We start from the raw sequence: 20,674 nt of genomic DNA on the forward strand, positions 1-20,674 counted from the left end.
GGAGTACGCGACGGACGGGCCCCCGGAGCGGGCCGCGCCGGACGCTCACGGGCCGGCCTGGCCGGGGTGCCGCCACGCGGGCCCTCCCCCACCCCACCGGCGCCCGCCGGGGTGGGAGTGGGCCCCCACTCGCCCGGAGCGGGGACGCCCGGCGGGCGGATCGGTCGACGCCCGCCGCCGGCCTCGGACTCGCCCGGCTCCTTTGCGCCCGGCCAGGGCTTCGCCACCCGGGAAGCCAGCACGAACTCCTTGCGCAGCGGGTGGCCCTCGAACTCCGGAGGCAGCAGCAGCGGCAGCAGCTCCCCGTGGCCGGCGAAGTCGATGCCGAACATCTCGTGCGTCTCCCGCTCGTGCCAGGCGGCACCGGGGTAGACGTCGACCACCGAGGCGACAGTGGGCGCGCCGCGCGGCAACCGGGTACGCAGCAGCAGGCCGTGCCGTAGTCGCGTCGACCACAGATGCGCCACCACGTCGAAGCCCTCGGCCAACTCGTCGACGGCGGACAGCCAGTCGAAGAAGTCGCAGGCCAGTTCCGCGTCGTCACGGGCGGCGGAAATCGCTGTCAGCCAACTCGCGGGCGGCACATCGACTGTGGCCCGGGCGAACCGTTGCCCGCCGGAGACCGACGGGGTCGCCTCAACCGGCGCGAGCAGCGCGACCAGTCGAGCGCCGACCTCTTCGGGAGTCATGCCGCTGATCCTAGTGCCGGCCGGACCCGCGCCTGGCCGCCGCCGATGCCCAACGATCTGCCGGCTTTGGAAGCGGCGCACGCCTCGGCGGGGAAAGATGAGGGTGTGCGCGCTGTGACGGTGAGACCTGGGGTAGCCAACTCGCTGAGCCTCGTCGAGGATCAGCCCGAACCGGCTGCCGAGGAGGGCTCTGTCCTGGTCGAGGCGCTGGCGGTGGGGATCTGCGGCACCGACCACGAGATCATCGCCGGGGAGTACGGCGAGGCGCCGCCTGGTGCCGACCGCCTGGTCATCGGGCACGAGTCACTGGGCCGGGTGATCGAGGATTCCAGCGGCACCCTGCAACCCGGTGACCTGGTGGCCGGGATCGTCCGGTACCCCGACCCGGTGCCCTGCTCGAACTGCGCGGTCGGCGAGTGGGACATGTGCCGCAACGGTCAGTACACCGAACACGGCATCAAGGGCCTGGCCGGGTTCGCCCGGGACCGCTGGCGGGTCGAGCCGCGGTTCGCGGTCGGGCTCGACCCGGCGCTGGCCCAGGTGGGCGTGCTGCTGGAGCCGACGAGTGTGGTGGCGAAGGCCTGGGACCACATCGAGCGGATCGGGCACCGGGCCGAGTGGCAGCCGCAGACCGTCCTGGTGACCGGGGCCGGACCGATCGGGTTGCTGGCCGCGTTGCTCGGCACCCAGCGCGGGCTCACCGTCCACGTGCTGGACCGGAACACCGAGGGGCCGAAGCCGGAGCTGGTCGCCGGGCTCGGCGCCACCTACCACACGGTGCCGGTCAACGACCTGCCCTTCGAGCCCGACGTGGTGATCGAGTGCACCGGCGCTCCCACTGTGGTCCTCGACGTGATGTGCAAGGCGGCACCGACCGGAATCGTGTGCCTGGCCGGGGTGTCCAGCGGTGGCCGGAGCATCGACTTCGACGCCGGGGCTCTCAACCGGGCGCTGGTGTTGGAGAACAACGTGGTGTTCGGCTCGGTGAACGCCAACCGGCGGCACTGGAACATGGCCGCGCAGGCACTCGCCCGCGCCGACCAGGTCTGGCTCGAGTCGCTGATCACCCGGCGGGTCCCGGTGAACCGGTACGCCGACGCGTACACCCCCGGGCCGGACGACATCAAGGTGGTGCTGGAGTTCGCGTCCTGAGCGACGCCGCGCCCGCTCAGATGCCCGGCAGTCGACCGTTGCGGAACAGGTCGACGAAGAGCTGGTGGTCCTGGCGGGCGCGCACCCCGTACGAGTGCGCGAAATCCACCAGGTGGGCGACGAAGCCCGCCTCGTCGGCGTCCACAGCAGCGACGATCGCCTCCTCGGTGGAGTAGTCGACCAGGTCGTGACTGGATTCGTCGTCGGCGACAGAGTGCATCCGGGCCACCGCCCGGCCAAGGTCGACGAGAACGCCGGTCAGTTCCTCCGGCTCGTTCACGTCCGACCAGTCCAGATCGGCGGCGTACGGGGAGACCTCGGCGACGAGCTGACCGGTTCCGTTCAGCTCGGTGAAGCCCAGCCACGGGTCGGCGTGCGCCTGCAACGCCCGCTGCGACTCGGCGGTGCGGTGCCCCTGGTGCTGGAAGTAGCCGCGGACCGACTCGTCGGTGACGTACCGCGCCACGGCCGGCACCTGCGCCTGCTTCATGTAGATGACGACGTCGTTCTCCAGCGCCTGGGTGTGCCCCTCCAACAGCAGGTTGTACGACGGCAGCCCGGCCGAGCCGATCCCCACCCCCTTGCGCAGCACCACGTCCTTGATCCGCGCCGCCACCGGGCGCAGCTGCGTCGAGGCGGTCGGCAGGGTGCCCAGGTAGTCCTGGAAGGCGGCGCTGACCAGGTCCCGGGTGGCGTCGTCGATCTCGAACACCCCGTCGCCGATGGAGAAGCGTCGCTCGTAGTTGTCGATGGTGGTCTGCGCGGCAAGCAGGTCGACGCGGGTGTTGAGCCGGGCCCGTTGGAGCACCCGACGCAGCACCCCGTCGGCGTTGTCCAGGGTGATCGACCCGATCGCGTCGTCACCGCCGGCGGCGATGGCCCGCAGCTCGGTCAGGTACGACCGGGCGAACCCGGCCACCAGCTCCCCGATGGCGGTGTCGGAGAGCGCCTTGCCGTAGCCGAGCAGCGCCACGCTGGCCGCGAGCCGACGCAGGTCCCAGGTGAACGGCCCGACGTACGCCTCGTCGAAGTCGTTGACGTTGAACACCAGCTGGCCGGAGGCGTTCATGTAGGTGCCGAAGTTCTCCGCGTGCAGGTCGCCGTGGATCCACACCCGGCTGGTCTGCTCGTCGGAGAACCGGTCGTCGGCGAAGTCACCGAGTTGGTCGGCGTAGAACAGCGCGGCGCTGCCCCGGTAGAAGGCGAACGGCGAAGCCGCCATCTTGCGGAACTTGCGGCGGAAAGCGGCGGGGTCGATCGCCATCGACGCGCCGAACTCCTCGGTGAGCACGTCGACGATGTGGGTGGACCGCTGGTCCGCTGAGCTGCTCATAGTGCGCAGGCTAGTGCGGCGGGTCCACAACTGGGTGGCGAACTGCCCATCCATCGATCATGCTGTCTGGGTCACGGCGCGGGGGCCCGGACACCACTGTCACGTTGGTCGATCGCTGCGCTGCCATCAGCGAGCGGCAGGTCCCCCCGCCGGGCGTCGACCATGGAGGACCAGCACCATATGATCCAGAAAACGGGGACCCTACTCACCGCCGCGCTGCTCGGCCTGACGGCGACGATCGGCTCAGCCGGGGCGGCGACCGCCGCTCCGGCGGAAACCTCCAGCGCCACCGTCTCGCTGGGCAAGCTGATCCTGGAGCCGACCGAGCGTGGCTACCACGGCAGCATCCCACTGACCGTCACCAACACCGGCACCGAAGCCGACTATTTCGGCATCACGCTGCGCGAACCGGTACCAGGCTCCTTCCCAGAGGGTAAGTTCGGCTGCGACGCCGCCCGACTGACTCCAGGGGACGATCGCCGGGTGCTCGATTGCGGCCTGACGCCCGACGGGTCGCGGCTGGCCCCGGGTGAAACCGTCCAGGTGGCACTGAACTTCGACGTGCTGACCAACCCCCGGACGTACCCGATGAGGATGGGCGGGGGTTGGGTCGAGGTCCACTCCGGCCAGGGCGGACTGCTGGCGCGCGAGTCGTTCAACGCCCGGTTCCGTTCCACCACGGGGTCGCTGACCGATCCCCGCCTCTACGTGCAGGACACTCAGCCGAACGCCGCCATCACGGCGGTGGGCCGGGCCACCATCGACCCGGACGGCTACGGCAACCTTCGCGTGCCGGTGACCGTCCGGTACCGGGGCGACGCGCCGCACCTGGGCCTGTACCTCAAGGCCAGTCCGTTGCCCGCCGGAGCGGTGATCCAGTACACGGTCCCCGGTGACGGCCCGGCGATGTCGGACACGACATCGGTGCCCGGAGGGCGGATGATGCGCGGCGAGGAGCGCAGCTTCGATGTGATCATCAGCCCGCCGACCGACCCGGCCGACGCCGAGGACATCATCACCTTTGAGGTGTCCACCTTCTGGTACGGGGACGTGGACGCCAATCCGAGCGACAACACCGCCACGTTCACCCTGGCCTTGCCGACCAGCTGAGCCACCCGCGGACGGCCGCCGCCCGGATCACCTCCGGGTGGCGGCTGACCGCCCTCAGCTCGCGGTGGGTGGGCGGACCGGCGGGGCGGTGAGCGAGTCGACCGAGCGTGGCGCGGCGGCCTCGCGGGGCGGGGCGTCCAGAGGCGCGGCCAGCACGTCCCGTTGCGGCACACCCCCGATGCCGGACTGCTCGGCGGCGATCTTCTCCTGTAGGCGCAGGATGCCGTGCAGCAGCGCCTCCGGCCGGGGCGGGCAGCCGGGCACGTACACGTCGACCGGGATGAGCTGGTCGACACCCTTGGTCACCGAGTACGAATCCCAGTAGGGGCCGCCGCAGTTGGAGCAGGCGCCGAACGAGATGACGTACTTCGGCTCGGGCATCTGGTCGTAGAGCCGCTTGATCGCCGGGGCCATCTTGTCGGTCACAGTGCCGGAGACCACCATCAGGTCGGCCTGGCGGGGGCCGTGGGCGAACGGGATCACGCCGAGTCGGATGAAGTCGTGCCGACCCATGCTGGTGGCGATGAACTCGATCGCACAGCAGGCCAGACCGAAGTTGAAAACCCAGAGCGAGTAGCGGCGCCCCCAGTTCAGCACGAACCGGATCGGCTCACCGAGCACTGCCGGCAGCTGCACGACCGCCTCCCTCCTACCCGTCGAACAGTCAATCACAGCTCCGGCGCGTACCCGTTGGGGCCGGTCACGATCCCTGCTGGCGCTCAGAGTCTCGCCGCTTGTCACGCACCTGACAACGGATCGGGCCCGATTGACGCGCAACCTGTTGGTGGGCTCGCTTGTGTGACCGGTGCTGGCGAACACACCGCCGGCAGCCGCCACGGGGAGGACAAGTGCTTGTGACACGCGATGTGCCGGTGGGCGGCCGCCCGCCGGACCCACCGGGAACCGCAACCTCCGCGCCGGCAGAGCTGGTCTTCGACGACTTCTACCACGCCCACTTTCGCGGCCTGGTGGTGCAGCTGACCGCGTACACGGGCGATCGTGGGCAGGCGCAGGAGCTGGTTCAGGAGGCGTTCTGTCGGGCGTACGCCCGCTGGGACCGGCTCGCCGGATACCAGGACCCCCTGGCCTGGGTCCGGAAGGTCGCCTGGAACCTGGGCCACAACCGCTGGCGGCGCCTGCGGACCGCTCAGCTGTGGCTGCTGCGGCAGCGGGAGACACATGTCGCGGAGCCGAGCCCGGACCGGGTCGCCGTCGACGCCGCATTGGCGAAGCTGCCGCCGAAGCAGCGGCGGGCCGTCGTACTGCACTACCTCGCCGACCTGACGGTCGCGGAGATCGCCGCCCAGGAACAGGTCGCCGAAGGGACGGTCAAGTCCTGGCTGCACCGGGGCCGAACCGCACTCGCCACCTACCTACGCGACACCCATGAGGAGGTGCGGGATGTCTGAGCAGGAGACCCTCGACCTCGCCGAAACGTTCGCCAGTTACCGCCGTACCGCGCTGGCGGAGGTCGAGGCGCCGGGACCCGCCGCCGTTCGACGGACCGTACGAGGCCGCGGCCGGCGTCGGCTGGCTGCCACCGCCACGACGGCGCTCGCCCTGTTCGGCGGGTCGGCCGTCGGATACGCGGCGTTGAGCGGGCCGGACCACCGGCCCGGTCCGGTCGACCCGACGCCGAGCATCTCGGTGTCACCGGCGCCCACGCCGCCGAGTCCGACCCCCAGCCCTGCCGGGACCAGTGCCAGCCCGACCACAACCGTGCCGGACGGCCGGCTCAGCCGGGCCCAACTGCTGGGGGTACCGGTGACCCTGCCGGCATGGCGGGCCGGACCAGGCTGCCCGACGTCGCAGACGCGGCTCACCGCCGAGGGCCGGGAGGGCGAGAATTCGCTCCTGGCACTCGACCACGGCGACCTCGACGGGGACGGCGCGGTGGAGACGGTGGCGCTCGTCCAGTGCGTGCTCGGCACCCGCGGGCCGATGCAGGTGGTCGCCTTCGACCGTGACGAGGACGGAAAGGTGATCACGCTCGGCCGGGTGGTCGCGACCACCATCGACAAGCCGCAGTGGCTGTTCGCGCTGGATGTCGTGAGCGCTGGCACGGTCCGCGTGCAGGTCGGTGACATCGCACCCGGGGGTGGCTGGCCCGGTGAGTGGTCACAACGGCAGTGGCGGGGCTACCGCTGGAACGGCGACGGCTTCGCCCAGGTCTCCGGGCCGACGACCTTCGGCCGGAATCCGCACTCGGCGGACGTCTCGGTCACCGCCACCGACCTCGTGCTGACCACGGCGGACGACGGCTCCCGCACGGGTACGGCCACAGTGCGGGTTCGCAACCGGGGCACCAAGCCGGTCGAACGTGTGGACCTACAGCTCGGCGTACCTGCGGCGGTGCGTCCGGACGTCGACGGATGGGCCCCGTGCGGGGGCGAGCCCCAGCACTCCAGCGAGCCGGTGACCTGCCTCCTCGGTCGGCTGGCAGCGGGAGCGGAGGTGCGGCTGGACCTCAGCTTCCGGGTGGCCGAGGGGGTCGCGCTGGGCACGGGGAAGGCCGACGTGCGTGTCTGGGCGATGGACGCCGGATTCCGCAACCTGCTGGAGATCAACGACGCCGACAACCAGGCGCGGATGACCTACCGGTGAGGCTCCGGTCGCCGGCCGCGACGTACGCCACGGGGGAGTACGTCGCGGCTGGCGCTCCGGTCACCAGGTGGGACGTTGCAGCAGGCCGACGAACTCGACCAGCAGCCGCTCCCGCAGCGCCGGCGGCGCCGCGTCGAGCAGCGTGTTCACCACAGCCATCCGCTTCGGCAGCGGCGCGCCGTCGGGCTCGCCGCCCATGCCCAGCCCGGCGGCCAGGCCCGCGACCAGCTCCGGGGTCAGCGCGTCCGGGGTCAGCGACGTCGCCAGCGCCGTCAGCTCGGGCGGCAGGGCGACCGGACCGGCCGCCTGGGCTGCGGCCACCGCATCGGTCAGGTCCGGCCCGAACTCGGCGACCCGGGGCGCGACCGCGGCGGTCACAGTGAGGTGCACGCTGGCGGGCAGACCGTCGTAGGACAGCTGGGGTTGGGTGTGCCAGCCCCGCGCCGTCAGCTCGTCGACCAGGACGAACAGGTCGGGGCCACCCTCGGTGGCGGTGAAGCAGACGACTGTCGACTCCGGCTCGGCCATCAGCCGCAGCCCGTCGACGGCGCGGACCGCGTCGGCCAGCCCGGTCACCGCGTCCCGGGTGATGGCGGCGAGCCGCAGGTAACCGTCGTCGCCGAGGTGCCGCACAGTGGCGTACGCGGCGGCGATCGGGCCGCCCGAGCGGGTGGACGCGATCACCGGGTTGATCATCGTGTAGCCGGGCCAGTCGGCGTACGCGAAGTACTGCGGGGCGCGCAGCGTGGCGTCGCGGTGCAGCAGCACCGACACCCCCTTCGGCGCGTACGCGTACTTGTGCAGGTCGACCGAGATGGAGGTGACCCCGGGCACCGCGAAGTCGAACGGCGGCACCGGCTCCCCGAGTCGGCGCAGGTACGGCAGGGTCCAGCCGCCGAAGCAGGCGTCCACGTGGCAGCGCACCCCGGCCTCGGCGGCGGCGGCCGCGATCTCCGTGACCGGGTCCACCACCCCGTGCGCGTACGACGGCGCGGAGCAGGCGACCAGCACCGTCTCCGGGCGGATCGCGGCGGCCATCGCGGCCGGGTCGGGACGCAGCGTCTCCGGGGAGACCGGCACGACGTCCAGCGCCACCCGCAGGTAGTGCGCAGCCTTGGCGAATGCCGCGTGCGCGCTCGACGGCACCACGATCCGGGGTGCGGCGATCTCCGGGTGGGCGTCCCGGGCGGTCTTGACGGCGAGGATCAGTGACTCGGTGCCGCCGCTGGTGACGCTGCCGACGACGTCCGGGGCGGTGGTCCCGGGGCCGGCGCCCAGCACCCGGCCGGCGGCACCGACGAGGGCGTTCTCCATGGCCAGCAGGGACGGGAACGCTGTCGGGTCCAACCCGTTGACGTGCGCGCTCTCCCGGTGGGCGGCGGCGGCCAGTTCGTCCAGCCCCGGCACCGCCGGGTCGTAGACGTACGCGAACAGCCGTCCCCCGTGGGTGGGCGCGTCACTCGCCCGCAGCTGCCGTACCTCTTCAAGAACCCGTTCCGCCGGAACCCCGGTGGCGGAAAGCGCCCCAGCCTCAACCCTGTTCTCGTCGATCATGGAGTTACGGTGCCCTTCTCGTGACGGTCACGGCTTTCGTCCCCCAACACAACTCCATGATCGACCAGGTCGCTGTGGGCGGTGAGGGTGTACTGGCGGAGCAGGAGGATCGGCGGGGCGATCAGCAGGGCCGGAATCAGCGTGAAGCCGAGCAGCACGCCCAGCCTCGCCGTGTCGGACTGGGCCGCCGCCGAGCCGGTGTCGGAGGACACGTAGCCGGAGAGCTGAAGCACCAGTCCGTAGATTCCTGGGCCGAGCGCCAGGCCGAAGGTCTCCCCGGCGGTCCACAGCCCGGTGAAGACGCCCGCCTGCCGTCGACCGGTGCGCGCCGTCTCGTGCGCGATGCAGTCCGGCAACATCGCCAGCGCGAAGACCTGCTGCCCGGCGTACCCGACGCCGATCAGCGCGACCACGAGATAGACGGCGACCGGCGGCAGCACCGGCGCGGCGACCAGGGCGAACGCACCGACGGCGAGGATCAGCGAGGCGACCACCAGCGCGGTCCGCTTGCCCAGCCGGGCACCGATCCGGCTCCAGATCGGCATCACCAGCAGCGCCGGCCCGACGAAGCAGACGAAGAGAAGTGTCGGCCCGCTCTCCTCGTCGCGCAGGATCTGCCCCGCGAAGTAGTTGACCCCGGCCAGGATCGTCGCCACCCCGGCGGACTGCACCACGAAACAGATCAACAGCGCCCGGAACGGGCGGTTGGCACCGGCCACGGCGAGCTGGGCGCGCAGCGTCGGCTCGCTCTCGCCCACGGTGCCGGTCGGCGCGGACCGGGTGCCCAGGAACGCGCCGAGGGCGCCGAGGGCGATCAGCACCGCCACGAACAGGCCCATCCAGCGGTGCCCGGCCACACCGTCACCACCGGCGGTCACCACCAGCGGCGCGACAGCGCCGGAGGCCAGGATGGCGAGCGCCAGCACCGCGATCCGCCAGGTCATCAACCGGGTGCGCTCGGCGTAGTCACCGGTCAGCTCCGCCGGCATCGCCACGTACGGCACCTGGAAGAAGGCGAACGCGGTGGCGGTGGCGAAGAAGGCGATCGCGACGTACGCCACGGCGGCCGGACCGTTGCCGAAGGGCGCGGCGAAGATCGACGCGAACAGGACGGCGAGCGCGAGACCGGCGACGAGCAGGTACGGCCGACGGGCGCCCCACCGCGACCGGGTGCGGTCGGAGATCCGCCCGGCGACCGGGTTGACCAGCACGTCCCAGGCCTTGGGCAGCAACACCAGCAGGGCGGCCAGCCCGGCGGCCACGCCCAGCGTGTCGGTCAGGTACGGCAGCAGCAGCAGGCCGGGCACTGTGCCGAACGCTCCGGTCGCCAGTGAACCGAGCGCGTAGCCGGCATGCACCGATCGGGGCAGCGGGCCGTTGGCTGACGAGCGGGCGCCCGGCGGCGTTTTCATGGGCCCGAATGTTACTCACGTTAGGTCGACGGCTGACCAACCTGCCGGCCCTGGTGCGCACAGCCGAACAGTCAGGTTGGCGGCAGCGCTCGGCCGCAGCCGCCGTCACTCTGAACGACAGCACGGTGCCTCGTCCCCTGTCGGGGCGGGGCGCCGTCGCACGTCCTGCCCGTCGCCGGATCAGCACCCCTCCTGCGGCGACCAGCCCGCCGCCGCGATGTCCACCCCCTCGCCGCGCAGCGGCACCCCCTCGGCCAGCAGTCGGGCCCGCGCCTCCCGCTCGTGCCCCGGCGGCAGTCGACCACTCGCGGTCACCACCCGGTGCCAGGGCACCGAGCCCCCGTGCCGGGCCATGATGTTGCCGACCAACCGGGCCGAGGCACGTCCCGAGCGCTCGGACAGCGCGTCGGCCACCCCGCCGTACGACATGACCCGGCCCTCCGGGATCCGCTCGACCAGGTCGAGCACCGCCTCGACGTACTCGTCAGGAGTCACAATCCGCCACCATATGGGAACGCCGCCGGGCGGTGCGGCCGTGACCACGCAGAATGGTCGGGTGCGCGACGCAGTCACGACGGCCCGGCGGGTCGTCGTCAAGATCGGATCCTCCTCGTTGACCACCGCCACCGGCGGGTTGGCCGACGAGCGCGTCGACACGCTGGTCGACACCCTCGGTCGGCTCACCGCCGAAGGGCGCGAGGTGGTGCTGGTCTCCTCCGGCGCCATCGCCGCCGGGCTCGCCCCACTCGGGCTGTCCCGACGCCCGCGCGACCTGGCCACCCAGCAGGCCGCCGCCAGCGTCGGGCAGGGGCTGCTGATCGGCCGGTACGCGGCCAGCTTCGCCCGGCACGGCCGCACCGTCGGGCAGGTGCTGCTCACCGTCGACGACGTGACCCGGCGAGCGCACTACCGCAACGCGTACCGGACGCTGCGCAAGCTGCTCGACCTGCGGGCGGTGCCGATCGTCAACGAGAACGACACGGTAGCCACCCAGGAGATCCGGTTCGGCGACAACGATCGGTTGGCCGCCCTGGTGGCCGCGCTGGTGCACGCCGACCTGCTGGTGCTCCTCTCCGACGTGGACGCGCTCTGGACCGGCGACCCCACCAATCCGCGCTCGACCCGGATCACCGAGGTGCGCGACGACGCGGACCTCGCCGGCATCACCATCGGCGGGGCCGGCCGGTCCGGCGTCGGCACCGGCGGCATGGTGACCAAGGTCGAGGCCGCCCGGATCGCCACCGGCTTCGGCATCCCGGTGGTGCTCACCGCCGCCGACCTGGCCACGCCGGCGCTGGCCGGCGAACCGGTCGGCACGCTCTTCCACCCGCAGCGGCAACGCCCGACGGCCCGGCTGTTCTGGCTGGCCCACGCCACCTCGCCCCGAGGACGGTTGCACCTCGACCCGGGCGCGGTCGCCGCTGTCGTCGGGCGGCGCAAGTCGCTGCTCCCGGCCGGCATCACCGCCGTCGACGGCACGTTCACTGCCGGCGACCCGGTGGACCTGGTGGACACCGCCGGCGCATCTGTCGCCAGAGGGCTGGTCAACTACGACGCGGTGGAACTGCCCGGGCTGCTCGGCCGCTCCACGTCCGAACTCGCCGCGGCGCTCGGCCCGGCGTACGAACGAGAGGTCGTCCACCGCGACGACCTGGTACTTCTGTGAGCCAACCCGAGGAGTGCAGGCATGAGCGTGACCGAGCAGGCGCGACGGGCGCGGGACGCCGCCGCTGAGTTGGCAGTGGCCACGCGTACGGTCAAGGACGCCGCGCTGGTGGCGATGGCCGACGCGCTGGTGGCGCGTACCCCGGAGATCCTGACCGCGAACGAGACGGACCTGGCGGCCGGCCGCGAGGCCGGGCTGAGCGGGGCCGTGCTGGACCGGCTCGCGCTCGACGCGGGTCGGGTGGCCGGCATCGCCGACGCGCTGCGTGAGATGGCCGCGTTGCCCGACCCGGTCGGTGAGGTGGTCCGCGGGTCCACCCTGCCCAACGGCCTGGAGCTGCGCCAGATCCGGGTGCCGTTCGGTGTGGTCGGCATCATCTACGAGGCGCGGCCCAACGTGACGGTGGACGCCGCCGGGATCTGCCTCAAGTCCGGCAACGCGGCGCTGCTGCGCGGGTCGTCGTCGGCCGCGCAGTCGAACGCCGCGCTGGTAGCGGTGCTGCGCGACGCGGTCGCCGGGGCCGGTCTGCCCGCCGACGCGGTGCAGTTGCTCGACGCCAGCTCCCGTGACTCGGTCAAGGAGCTGATGCGTGCCCGAGGGCTCGTCGACGTGCTCATTCCGCGCGGTGGCGCGTCGCTGATCCGCACTGTGGTCGAGGAGTCGACAGTGCCGGTGATCGAGACCGGGGTGGGCAACTGCCACGTCTACGTCGACGCCGCCGCCGACCTGGCGAAGGCCGTCGCGGTGACGCTGAACGCCAAGACGCAACGCCTGTCCACCTGCAACACCGCCGAGTCGCTGCTGGTGCACGCGGGTATCGCCGACGCGTTCCTGCCGCCGGTGCTGGCCGCGTTCGCCGAGGCGGGGGTGACAGTGCACGGCTCACCCGAGGTGGCCGCCCACTCCGCCGCCGTGGTCCCGGCCACCGAGGAGGACTACGCCACCGAGTACCTGTCCGCCGACATCTCGGTGGCGGTGGTCGACTCGCTGGACGCGGCGGTCGCGCACATCCGCCGCTTCGGCACCGGGCACACCGAGGCGATCGTCACCGACTCGGCGAGCGCGGCCCGCGACTTCGTGGCGAGGGTGGACGCGGCGGCGGTGATGGTGAACGCTTCGACCCGGTTCACCGACGGGGGCGAGTTCGGCTTCGGCGCGGAGATCGGCATCTCCACCCAGAAGCTGCACGCTCGCGGCCCGATGGGCCTCCCCGAGCTGACCAGCACCAAGTACGTCGTCACCGGAGACGGCCACCTGCGCTAGAGCCCCCTCCGCGCCTCCCTCTGCGGCGATCTTGCACTTACTGCGGCGACATAAGGTGCATTCATCGCAGATCGGCGACAGGAACTGCAAGATCGCGGCAGAGGGCAGGGGTGCGGGGGGGTCAGCTGGGCTTGGGGCGGGCTGCGCGGATCGCGGACAGGGTGGCGTGCACGTCGAACTGGTGGCCGTCGTCGCTCTCCCAGCCGCCGTCGCTGCGCTGGGTCTCGGTCAGCCGGCGCAGCGCCCGCACCATGATCCAGTCCTGTGGGTCGACGCCGGCGCGACGCAACGTGGCCGCCAGCCACGCCACGTCCCCGGAGGACATCTTCGGCATCCGCTCGGCGAGCACCACCTGGATCCGGGCGGACTCCTGGAACATCTCCTGCCGGTGCAGCACTGCCGCGCTCAGCCAGCCGGCGGCGAGGTACGACGGCCAGCTACCGTCCGGGCGCAGCCGCGCGGCGAGCGAGTGGGCCGCCGCCTGCACCACCCCGGCGTACGCCCCACCGACCCGATGGTCGAGCGGCCCCGAGGCCCGGGCGTCCAGGCCGGCGACGGTGAGCCAGAAGCCGGCGTTGGCCGACACGAGGAACCCGGCTTCCGGGTCGCCGGGACGGGCCCACTCCGGTGCCGAGTCGGCCAGCGACGCGTCCTCTTCCCAACCGCCGTCGGCCTGCTGCCGGGACGCCAGCCAGTCCAGTGCGCGGCGGGCGGCGGGACGGCCGAGCGCGCCCAGGTCGTCAAGCTCGGCGAGCCGGAAGCAGGTGGCGTCGATTGAGGCGACCTCGCCGCCCCAGGTGGCCGGCCAACCGCCGTCTGGTGACTGGCCGACCTCGGCCGTCTCCAGCAACTCGGCGGGCACGGCGGTGCCGTTGCGGAGCCAGGAGAGGCGGGCGCGTTCCACCGCATCCCCATGCGCCACGACGAACCCGATCGCGGCTTCCAAGTCGACCACGGCGGAGACGCTACCTGCGCAGACGCAATGCCGCCTCGGAGAATCGGCCAGCCCGGAATGGCTGCGTCGCTCCGGCCGCACGGCCGCTCGGCGTCATCTGCGTCGATTTGCCGGGGCGGCCGCGTGGGCCACCCCGGCGCAATCGTCAGTACGCGGGCAGCGACGGGTCGATCTGCTTGATCCAGGAGAGCACGCCGCCCTGCACGTGCACGGCGTCCTTGAATCCGGCCGCCTTGAGCGCGGCGAGCGCCTCCGCCGAGCGGACGCCGGACTTGCAGTGCAGCACGATCTGCCGGTCCTGCGGCAGCTTCGCGAGGGCCTCACCGGAGATGATGTCGCCCTTGGGGATCAGGGTGGCGCCGGGGATCTGGACGATCTCGTACTCGGCCGGCTCCCGTACGTCGACGAGGAAGATGTCCTTGCCGGCGTCCTGCCACTCCTTGAGCTCCAGGGCGGTGATGGTCGAGTCGAGCGTCGCCTCCTGGGCCTCCTCGGAGACCGCGCCGCAGAAGTCCTCGTAGTCTTCCAGCAGGTCGGTGACCGTCGGGTTGTCGCCGCAGAGCGCGCAGTTCGGGTCCTTGCGGACCTTGATCTTGCGGTATTCCATCTCCAGGGCGTCGTAGACCATCAGGCGGCCGACCAGCGGCTCACCGATGCCGGTGAGCAGCTTGATCGCCTCGTTCACCTGGATCGAGCCGATCGACGCGCAGAGCACCCCGAGCACGCCACCCTCGGCGCAGGAGGGGACCATGCCGGGCGGCGGCGGCTCCGGGTAGAGGCAGCGGTAGCAGGGGCCGTGCTCGGCCCAGAACACCGACGCCTGGCCGTCGAAGCGGTAGATCGAGCCCCAGACGTACGGCTTGCCGAGCAGCACCGCCGCGTCGTTGACCATGTAGCGGGTGGCGAAGTTGTCGGTGCCGTCGACGATCAGGTCGTACTGGGCGAAGATCTCGCGGACGTTCTCGCGGTCCAGCGCGGTGTTGTGGATCTCCACGTTGACCAGGGGGTTGATCTCGCGGATCGACGCGGCGGCGGACTCGGCCTTGGACCTGCCGATGTCGGAGACGCCGTGGATGATCTGGCGCTGGAGGTTGGACTCGTCGACGGTGTCGAAGTCGATGATGCCGAGCGTGCCGACCCCGGCCGCGGCGAGGTACATCAGGGCGGGCGACCCGAGGCCACCGGCGCCGACACAGAGCACCCGGGCGTTCTTCAGCCGCTTCTGGCCGGTCACCCCGACGTCCGGAATGATCAGGTGACGCGAGTATCGGCGGATCTCGTCTACGGTCAGCTCGGCGGCGGGCTCGACGAGCGGGGGCAACGACACGGTGGACTCCCCGGGATCGGCGGTGTGAACCGCGCCATTGTTGCTCGCGGGAGCCCCCCTCGGCCATGAGGGATGACACGTGGTCCGGTATGCGGGAGCGGGAATAACCGACGACAGCGTCGATCAGGGGACGATGTCCCCCGCGTAGCGACGGCCGTCGAGGTAGGGCCAGGCGTTGGCGACGCAGCCGTACAGGCCGTACGTCTGCTGCTGCATCACCGGGGCGGGCTCCCCCGGGCCGGGGCACGCCTCGTGCTCCTCGCCGAACTCGTGGCCCACCTCGTGGTTGATGACGTAGGTCCGGTAGGTGTCCAGCGAGGCGCCGTAGTCGGGGACCGCCTCCATCCAGCGGGCGAGGTTGATGATGACCTGACCGGGCAGCCGACAGGAGGTGTAGCGCTCGGTGGTCAACCCGCCCTCGGCGCACATCCGCTCGGACGTGACCGGGGTGGCCAGGTAGATGGTGAAGTCGGCGGCCCCGGCATCGGCGACCCGTTGCACCCGCAGTTCGTCGGACGCGATCCAGCTGCGCGGGTCGGCCAGCACCTCGTCCACGGTGGCGGCGAACGTGTCGGCGTCCTGGCCGGCGCCGCGTTCGACGACGACCCGGTACCGGTGCAGCGGCCCGTCCGTGCCGTACACGGCTGTCTCGCCGTCGGCTGCCGTGAAGCGTCCCGCTCCGACCGACGGATAGCCGGTGGGCGCCGGGTGCCCGGCCACCCCACCGCCATGGCCCATTCCGCCCTGGGTGGTGGCCGGAGGCTCGGTTGCCGGCTCGCCGCCCCGGCTGACCGTCACGCCGATGGCGGCGGCGAGCACGAGCAGGCCGAGCAACATGCTGCGACGACGACGCCGGTGCATCCGAACGAACGCGGGACGCACACCCCGTGACGCCGACCGAGAATCGGGCGGCCGGGGCGGGCCGTAAGGGGACGACGGCGTCATGGCAGCAAGCCTGCCAGATTATTCGGGCATTTCTCCGTTTTTATAGCTATTGCCGCATGACGCCTGATGGAGGGTTCAATGGTCGGCGTGTCGGGCCGATCACCTCACAGGGCGGGCCCGGTGTATCGACGCCCGTTCAGGTACGGCCACGGGTTGACCCGGCAGCCGTTCAGAAAGAGCGTCTGCTGCATCATCACCGGCGCCGGCCGGCCCGCACCGGGGCAGCGCTCGTGCCGATGCCCGAGCTGGTGACCCACCTCGTGGTTGATCACGTACGTCCGGTAGACAGTCAACGGCACGCCGGCCGAGACGAAGTGCGGCACCGACAACCGCCACCGATCCAGGTTGATGATCACCTGACCGGGCGCCCGACAGGACGTGTACGGGCGACCGCCGATCCGGATGTCCACCCCACCCCTCGCGCACATCCGACCCGCGGTGCTGGCGGTGGCCAGGTAGACAGTGAAGTCCCGAGGCGCGGCCCCCGGCACCTGCTGTAGCCGCAACCTGCCGCTGTCGACCCAACTGCCCGGCCCGGCCAGCGCCGTCTCCACCGCCTGGGCGAACTCGGCGGCGGCCTCGTCGCTGCCCGACTCCACAGCGACCCGGTAACGCCGCAACTCGCCCGCCCGACCCAGCACCGGACCGGAACGGGCGTCGTAGCCGAACCCGCCCGTGCCGGCGCTCGGGACCGCGCCGGGCACCCGCAACACCGGGGGCGGGCTGGACGGAACCGCATCCGAGGGCGAGGGGTCGGGCGGCAGCGGCCCGGCCACCAGCGGCGGCGGCGCGCCGATCTCCTCGGCGGCCAACCGGTCGGCGTCGGGATGCCCACCCGACCCCTCGGCGACAACTGTCACCGCCGCGCCGACGGCCACCACCACCGCCACCAGTTGGCAGAGCAGCGCGAAACGTCGCCGACGGCGAGCTGGATGGCGGGCTGAGCTGGGCATCCAGGTCAGCCTGCCAGATCAGACCGCTCTGCGGCGTCCTCCGTTTCGGCGAGCAGGCCGACCACCGCGCGGGCAACCAGCCGGGGAACCTCCAACTGCGCCACATGGCCGACGCCCTCGAGCATCATCAATCGGCTGTCCGGGATGACCCGGGCGGTCTGCGGGGCCACCCGCACGTCGACCAGACGGTCCTGAAGACCGCCCACCACCAGCGTCGGTGCGCGTACCGCCTCGGCGAGGCGCCACAGCGACCCCGGCCCCGGCAGGTACGCCCGCAGGAAACTGGAGACCAGCCCACGGAACGTCCGGACGTACGCGGCTGCGTAGTGCTCGGCCTCGTACCGCACCCGGATCTCCTCCAGCGCCTCGGCCCGACGCTGCTCGCAGATCCGGCTGAGGTCGGCGACGCACGCCTCCAGCACCTGCTGGGCCATCACCTCCGGCGCGAGCTGGGTGAGGTGCCGGGCGACCAGCCGCTCACCTCGGGGAATGGCGAGCACCGGCAGCATCCGCCCCTGCAACGAACGCCGGAAATCCAGGAACGGCAGCGCCGGGGAGATCAGGGTGAGGGTGCGGACCAGATCCGGCCGGAGCCCGGCGACCTGGACCGCCACCGCGCCACCCAGCGAGTTGCCGAACAGGTGCACCGGCCCTCGACCGGAATGCTCGATCCAGCGGACGACCAGATCAGCGAAGGCCGGAATCGTGTAGCTCGGGCCCGGCTCGCTACGGCCGAAGCCGGGCAGGTCGATGGCCTGACCGTCCAGCCGATCGGCGAGCAGCCCGGCCAGGTCGGTCCAGTTCTGCGACGACCCGCCCAACCCGTGCACATACAGTGCCGGCTCCGCGCCAGCGGCGGTGGCCGGGGTGTCCCGCACGTACGTGACCCGTCCGTCGAGGCGGACTTCCCGGCCCGGCCAGGGCGGCGGAACGCGGTCGTCGGGGAGCAGGTGGTCCGGCCAGAGGGTGGCGCGTCTCATTGCTCCAGTCTGCCTCGAACCACTCAGGACAGCAGCGCCTCCAGCCGACGGTTGACCGCCGCCAGCGTCGCCCGGACCACCGCCTGACGCGGATCACCCGCGACCAGGGCCGACCCGGCGAGTTGCTCGACCCAGCCCTCACAGACCAGCAAGGCCACCACTGTGGCCACCTCGCAGTTGCCGAACGGCACCACCGCCGCGTGTTCGACGAAACAGCGCCCCCGCTCGGCGTTCTCGGCGCCCCGCAGCAACTCGTCCACGGCGGCCGCCGCCGCCACAGCGCAGAGCCGCAACACGTAGCCGTCCACCGCCGGCCCGGTGGCGTACCCGGAGGCGCTGTCGCCCCCGGCCAGCAGCCGGACCTCCACGTTCGCGTCCAGGCCGAAGGTGCTGACCTGCACGTGGTCGATCACCACCCGGGGCCCCGGCGTATCGCCGGTCTCCAGCGGCCGGGACGGCGCCGACTCCGTCGTGGTCACCTGACCACCCGAGTACGACGTGCCCAGCGTCGCCGGGCTACCGGTCGCGCCGCCGGTCGGCGCGGCCGAGACCGACCCGGGTTCCTCCACCGTGGCGCGCCCCCGGTGCGGGGCATTCGACCGGCGGCGGCGCGTCGGGTCCGTGCTGGTCCGCTGCTCCGGGGCGGCCGGCGGGGCGTCGGACCGACCACCGGGCGGACGGACGACCGTCGGCGCTTCGGCCGCCCGCACCTCGCCGGGATCGCGCAAAGCCGCGTTTCGAGTCTCCGGGGTACGCCGCTCGGCGGGCTCGGCCGCGCGACGGCGAACCGGCGGAGGTGGCGTGCTGGGCAGGCCGGGCACGTTCTGCGGGGCCGCTGCCAACCCCATCCGCTCCTGGAGCAGACGGGCCACCTGCCGGCTCACCTCGGCCGGGTCGGCGCCGTCTGCCAGGTCCAGTCGCAGACTGTGCGCCCCCGCCGGCGTACGGCGCAGGGCCGCGTCGCGCACACCGGCCACCTCCCGGACGGCGTCCAGGATGGCGTTGACATCGAACCCCTCGGGGCGCTCCCGCAGTGGGGCTGGCTCGTCGTCCCGACGCAGGTGGGTGGCGATGCGGGCGAGTTCCGGGGTTTCGGCGGGTGGCTCCACGGCTGGCGGCTCCGGCACGACGGGCACGTCCGGTTCCGCGGGGACGCGCTGCGGCAGCACCACCGCGCTCGGGGACGACTGCCGGCCGTCGTCGGCCGGCGACGTCGGGTCGGGAGCGGATCGGCGCGCCGCGTAGGCGGAGGCGGACGCCGCTGCGGGCTGATCGCGGCGGCCGGAACCCTTCGTGGCGGCGGGTGGGACCCCTGCGGTGGAGGACGCTGTGGCATCAGTCGAAGGCGAGTCGTTGACCGGCGCGGCCGGCTGGGGCGCCTCGACGGGTGACGGACCGGGCTCGGGTGTCGCCGGCCGGAGCCGGAACGGCGCGGTCGGCCGGACATCGGGCCGGGACCGGCCGGGCGTCTCGCCTGCGTCGCCCCCACCGACGCTGGCCGACCGGCTGGCCGGCCAGGACGGGCGCTCGACCGGGGTGGTCGGGAGCCGACCCTCGGACCAGTCCGGCCGCTCGGCCCGGGAACTGCTCGCCGTCGGCGAACCGCCGGTCCAGGACGAGCGCTCCGCGACCAGCGACGGGCCCGCCGGTGCCGGTGGCGCGTCGGTCAGCGTGGGAGGTGGGCCGGCGGGTGCCGGAGGTGGGCCGGCGGGCGCCGGAGGTGTCGCGTCGGCCGGTGCGGGCGGGTCGGCCGATGCCGGGCTGGAGGCCCAGGAGGGTCGCGTCGGCGGGGAGCTGGCCGGAGCCGGATCGGCGCCACCGGCCCAGGACGGCCGCGTCGACGCCCCGCTGGTCGCGGGCGGTTCGGACCCGCCAGCCCAGGACGGTCGTACCGGCGGCACGCTGGTCGCCGCCTCGGACCCGCCGGCCCAGGACGGCCGCGCCGGCGGCACGCTGGTCGGCGTCGGATCGGATCCCCCGGCCCAGGACGGCCGCGCAGGCGACGCGCTGCTGGGGTCGGGGGCGTCCCCACCGGCCCAGGACGGACGGTCGGCCCGGGGTCCGCCGGTCGCCCCGGACGCCGCCCAGGACGGACGATCGGCGGGCGGACCACTGGTCGGCGACGCACCGCCAGCCCAGGACGGACGGTCGGCCGGTGGTGCGCTGGTCGGCGACGCACCGCCAGCCCAGGACGGACGATCGGCCGGTGGTGCGCTGGTCGGTTCGGCGGGGCGCTCCGGCGTGGACTCGGCTTCGCCCCGGCCGGGTTCGTACGCCCGGGGCGGATCGGCGCGCACCGGCTCGTACGGGCGGGGCACCTCGGCGCGCACCGGCTCGTACGGCTGGTGGGGCTCGGCGACCCAGCCCGACGCCGACTCGTCCCGTGCTGACGGGACAGCCGGCTCGTCGTCCTGGCGGGACCACGGTGGGGCCCACCCGCCACCCCAGCTCGGACGGTTCCAGCTCGGCCCCGACCAGTCAGGCTCGATGGCCGACGACTCCCCGGCCCGGTGCGTCTCGCCGGGACGGTGCGTCTCGCCGGGACGGTGCGTCTCGCCGGGACGGTGCGTCTCGCCGGGACGGTGCGTCTCGCCGGGACGGTGCGTCTCGCCGGGACGGTGCGTCTCGCCGGGACGATGCGTGTCCCCGGCGCGATGTGTCTCTGCCGGCCGGGAACCCTGGGCGGCGCGGCCGGGCCCGCCACCGGCGGCCGGCCCCGCCCGGCGACAGG

Annotated in this window: 18 protein-coding genes; 6 read left to right on the plus strand and 12 right to left on the minus strand. The window is 72.8% G+C overall.

Translation table 11 applies throughout. From position 1 onward, the window contains the following. Positions 1–689 (minus strand): NADH-quinone oxidoreductase subunit C (locus NIE79_RS32220; RefSeq protein ID WP_238682155.1); only part of this gene is annotated, 689 nt, incomplete at its 3' end. A gap of 105 nt (positions 690–794) precedes the next feature. Here NIE79_RS32220 and NIE79_RS32225 point away from each other — a divergent pair. After that, positions 795–1,841, plus strand: a complete 1,047-nt coding sequence (locus NIE79_RS32225; RefSeq protein WP_238682156.1) for a glucose 1-dehydrogenase — start codon at positions 795–797, stop codon at positions 1,839–1,841. 16 nt (positions 1,842–1,857) lie between these two features. On the opposite strand, the gene NIE79_RS32230 is transcribed toward NIE79_RS32225, so the two are convergent. After that, positions 1,858–3,174 (minus strand): DUF2252 domain-containing protein, encoded by a 1,317-nt coding sequence (locus tag NIE79_RS32230; RefSeq protein WP_238682157.1) that lies wholly within the window; start codon positions 3,172–3,174, stop codon positions 1,858–1,860. Positions 3,175–3,354: 180 nt separating this feature from the next. On the opposite strand from NIE79_RS32230, the gene NIE79_RS32235 reads away from it, so the two are divergent. Then, complete coding sequence (locus tag NIE79_RS32235) at positions 3,355–4,284, plus strand: hypothetical protein (RefSeq protein ID WP_238682158.1); 930 nt, start codon at positions 3,355–3,357, stop codon at positions 4,282–4,284. 54 nt (positions 4,285–4,338) lie between these two features. Here the strand turns inward: NIE79_RS32235 and NIE79_RS32240 are convergent, their stop codons facing one another. Further along, on the minus strand, positions 4,339–4,920 hold the full coding sequence (locus NIE79_RS32240) for an NADH-quinone oxidoreductase subunit B (protein WP_091402527.1): 582 nt from the start codon (positions 4,918–4,920) through the stop codon (positions 4,339–4,341). Positions 4,921–5,132: 212 nt separating this feature from the next. On the opposite strand from NIE79_RS32240, the gene NIE79_RS32245 reads away from it, so the two are divergent. Together NIE79_RS32245 and NIE79_RS32250 are read left to right on the plus strand one after the other, a co-directional pair. Further along, complete coding sequence (locus NIE79_RS32245) at positions 5,133–5,693, plus strand: RNA polymerase sigma factor (RefSeq protein ID WP_238682159.1); 561 nt, start codon at positions 5,133–5,135, stop codon at positions 5,691–5,693. Continuing rightward, on the plus strand, positions 5,686–6,888 hold the full coding sequence (locus NIE79_RS32250) for a hypothetical protein (protein WP_238682160.1): 1,203 nt from the start codon (positions 5,686–5,688) through the stop codon (positions 6,886–6,888). The genes NIE79_RS32245 and NIE79_RS32250 overlap by 8 nt, the downstream gene beginning before the upstream one ends. Before the next feature lie 60 nt (positions 6,889–6,948). Here NIE79_RS32250 and NIE79_RS32255 read toward each other — a convergent pair whose 3' ends face one another. The 3 genes from NIE79_RS32255 to NIE79_RS32265 all read right to left on the minus strand — a co-directional run bounded on the left by NIE79_RS32255 (position 6,949) and on the right by NIE79_RS32265 (position 10,349). Further along, positions 6,949–8,442: a pyridoxal phosphate-dependent decarboxylase family protein gene (locus tag NIE79_RS32255; protein ID WP_238682161.1), complete on the minus strand. Its 1,494-nt coding sequence runs from the start codon at positions 8,440–8,442 to the stop codon at positions 6,949–6,951. After that, a complete protein-coding gene (locus tag NIE79_RS32260; protein WP_238682162.1) occupies positions 8,439–9,854 on the minus strand; it encodes an MFS transporter in 1,416 nt (471 codons plus the stop codon). The genes NIE79_RS32255 and NIE79_RS32260 overlap by 4 nt, the downstream gene beginning before the upstream one ends. Before the next feature lie 180 nt (positions 9,855–10,034). Beyond that, a complete protein-coding gene (locus NIE79_RS32265) occupies positions 10,035–10,349 on the minus strand; it encodes an MGMT family protein (protein WP_238682163.1) in 315 nt (104 codons plus the stop codon). A 13-nt stretch (positions 10,350–10,362) separates the two neighbouring features. Between NIE79_RS32265 and proB the strand changes: the two genes are divergently transcribed. Continuing rightward, entirely contained in the window at positions 10,363–11,520 is a 1,158-nt protein-coding gene (proB, locus tag NIE79_RS32270; RefSeq protein WP_238682164.1) for a glutamate 5-kinase, read from the plus strand. Positions 11,521–11,541: 21 nt separating this feature from the next. Further along, positions 11,542–12,783: a glutamate-5-semialdehyde dehydrogenase gene (locus NIE79_RS32275; RefSeq protein ID WP_238682165.1), complete on the plus strand. Its 1,242-nt coding sequence runs from the start codon at positions 11,542–11,544 to the stop codon at positions 12,781–12,783. A gap of 121 nt (positions 12,784–12,904) precedes the next feature. Here NIE79_RS32275 and NIE79_RS32280 read toward each other — a convergent pair whose 3' ends face one another. From NIE79_RS32280 to NIE79_RS34250, 6 genes are all read right to left on the minus strand, one after another. Further along, positions 12,905–13,738, minus strand: coding sequence for a prenyltransferase/squalene oxidase repeat-containing protein (locus tag NIE79_RS32280; protein ID WP_238682166.1), 834 nt, complete (start codon positions 13,736–13,738; stop codon positions 12,905–12,907). Between the two features lie 145 nt (positions 13,739–13,883). Beyond that, on the minus strand, positions 13,884–15,065 hold the full coding sequence (gene moeZ / locus NIE79_RS32285; protein ID WP_196919866.1) for an adenylyltransferase/sulfurtransferase MoeZ: 1,182 nt from the start codon (positions 15,063–15,065) through the stop codon (positions 13,884–13,886). 123 nt (positions 15,066–15,188) lie between these two features. After that, positions 15,189–15,926, minus strand: a complete 738-nt coding sequence (locus tag NIE79_RS32290; protein ID WP_238682167.1) for a DUF3152 domain-containing protein — start codon at positions 15,924–15,926, stop codon at positions 15,189–15,191. A gap of 188 nt (positions 15,927–16,114) precedes the next feature. After that, entirely contained in the window at positions 16,115–16,963 is an 849-nt protein-coding gene (locus NIE79_RS32295) for a DUF3152 domain-containing protein (protein WP_238682168.1), read from the minus strand. Positions 16,964–16,968: 5 nt separating this feature from the next. Beyond that, entirely contained in the window at positions 16,969–17,943 is a 975-nt protein-coding gene (locus NIE79_RS32300) for an alpha/beta fold hydrolase (protein WP_238682169.1), read from the minus strand. 23 nt (positions 17,944–17,966) lie between these two features. Next, positions 17,967–19,895: a hypothetical protein gene (locus NIE79_RS34250; RefSeq protein WP_372471933.1), complete on the minus strand. Its 1,929-nt coding sequence runs from the start codon at positions 19,893–19,895 to the stop codon at positions 17,967–17,969. Positions 19,896–20,674: the final 779 nt, after the last annotated feature.

Origin of the sequence: Micromonospora trifolii, assembly GCF_022229005.1 — a bacterium.
Taxonomy (GTDB): domain Bacteria; phylum Actinomycetota; class Actinomycetes; order Mycobacteriales; family Micromonosporaceae; genus Micromonospora; species Micromonospora trifolii.